Origin of the sequence: Streptomyces sp. NPDC057654 (assembly GCF_042800135.1) — a bacterium.
Lineage (GTDB): Bacteria > Actinomycetota > Actinomycetes > Streptomycetales > Streptomycetaceae > Streptomyces.
The window spans coordinates 1-1,533 of the sequence record NZ_JBHVHQ010001324.1 but is presented as its reverse complement, the minus strand read 5'-3'; the positions used below and the strand labels follow the sequence as shown (position 1 = coordinate 1,533).

General features: G+C 69.7%; 3 protein-coding genes. All 3 read right to left on the bottom strand.

Features of this window, described 5'->3' with window-relative positions; all coding sequences use genetic code 11:
* On the bottom strand, positions 1–665 hold a 665-nt coding region (gene modA / locus ACFU99_RS43280), incomplete at its 3' end, for a molybdate ABC transporter substrate-binding protein (protein ID WP_384404186.1).
* 22 nt (positions 666–687) lie between these two features.
* Positions 688–1,089, bottom strand: a complete 402-nt coding sequence (locus ACFU99_RS43275) for a molybdopterin-binding protein (protein WP_384404183.1) — start codon at positions 1,087–1,089, stop codon at positions 688–690.
* Positions 1,090–1,341: 252 nt separating this feature from the next.
* A partial coding sequence (locus ACFU99_RS43270; protein WP_384404180.1) for a lysylphosphatidylglycerol synthase domain-containing protein occupies positions 1,342–1,533 on the bottom strand: 192 nt, incomplete at its 5' end.

The window sequence follows — 1,533 nt, the reverse complement described above, 5'->3', positions numbered from 1 at the left end:
ACCTTCTTGCCCGCCACGGCGGCGTCGGTGGCGTACACGATCCCGGCGTCGGCCTCGCCCAGCTGGACCTTGGTGAGGACGGCGCGGACGTTGGGCTCCTGGGAAGCCGGCTTCACGTCGATGTGCTGCTTGTCGAGAACCTTCTTGCTGTAGCGGCCGACGGGCACCTGGGGCGCGGCGAGCACGACCTTGAGGTCGCTCTTGGCGAGGTCGGAGAGGCCCTTGACCTTCTTCGGGTTGCCCTTGCCGGTGACGATGGTCAGCCGGTTCTTGGCGATGACGGAGGGGGTCTCCGTGTCGGACTTGAGCCCGTCCATGGTCTTGGTGTCGGCGGTGACCAGCGCGTCGGCGGGCACGCCCTGCCGCACCTGCGAGGCCAGCTCCTGCGAACCCGCGTAGGAGAACTTCACCTTGACGCCCGGATGCTCCTTCTCGTACGCGGCGCCCGCCTGCTTGAAGACGTCCGTGAGGGAGGCCGCGGCGAGCACGGTGAGCGTGGTGTTCTTCTTGCCGTCGCCCGAGGCCCCGGAGTCCTTCTTGTCGTCGCTGCCGCAGGCCGCGACGAGCGGTACGAGCAGGGTGGCGGCCAGGGCGGGGAGCGCCGCGCGGCGTACGAGGGAGCGGGAGGCGCGGGGCGTACGGGACGTGGGGGACGTGCGGGGCATGGAAACTCCAGAAGCCGGTTGATCAGGCGCGGTCGATATGGACATTGGTGGACTTCACACGGGCCACGGCCTCCATGCCGACGGCCAGCCCCAGCTCCTCGACCGCCTCGCGGGTGAGGAGGGAGACCAGCCGGTGCGGCCCGGCCTGGATCTCCACCTGGGCTGCTACGTCGCCGAGCTTGACGGCGGTGATGATGCCGGGGAAGGCGTTGCGGACGCTGGTGTACCCGGAGTCCTCGCTGTCGGAACCGTTCGCGTCCGCCGCGAGCGCCACGGAGAAGGCCGCCAGGTCGGTGCCCTCGATGAGCCGCTTGCCGAACTCGTCCCGGCGCGTGGGAATCCGCTCGGCGTCGGCCCAGCGCCGGACGGTGTCGGGACTGACGCCGAGGAGGCGCGCCGCCTGGCCAATGGTGTAGGACCGCATGTGCGGCACGGTATGGCTATTCATCCCGCAGATGCAAGGTAAATCGGATAAAGACACTGGCAAATGCGGGTGTGCACCTCCAGCCCGCCCGGCGCTTGAGGGCATACAGGTTCGGCCCGCCCGGCGCTTGAGGACACGCACATCAAGCCCGTCCGGCGTTTGAGGACACATGCTTGAGGAAACGCGAAGGCGGGCCGGCGCGCGTCCGCACCAGCCCGCCCGGCGATTGAGGGCATGGCCCCCGGACCGCCCCTAGATGGCTCCCTTGCGGGTGAGATACGTGAACGAGATCCACCCCGGAATCACCGGCAGCCAGAACACCATCAGCCGGAACACCAGCACCGCCGACAGCGCGGCGTCCGCCGGCATCCCCGCCAGCGTCAGCGCCGTCGTCAGCGCGATCTCGACCGTGCCCACCCCTCCCGGCGTCGGCACGGCGGAGCC

What these genes read in the sequence shown, in the direction of transcription:
- ACFU99_RS43275 (WP_384404183.1), bottom strand. Translation starts at nt 1,089, where the DNA reads ATGCGGTCCTACACCATTGGCCAGGCGGCGCGCCTCCTCGGCGTCAGT.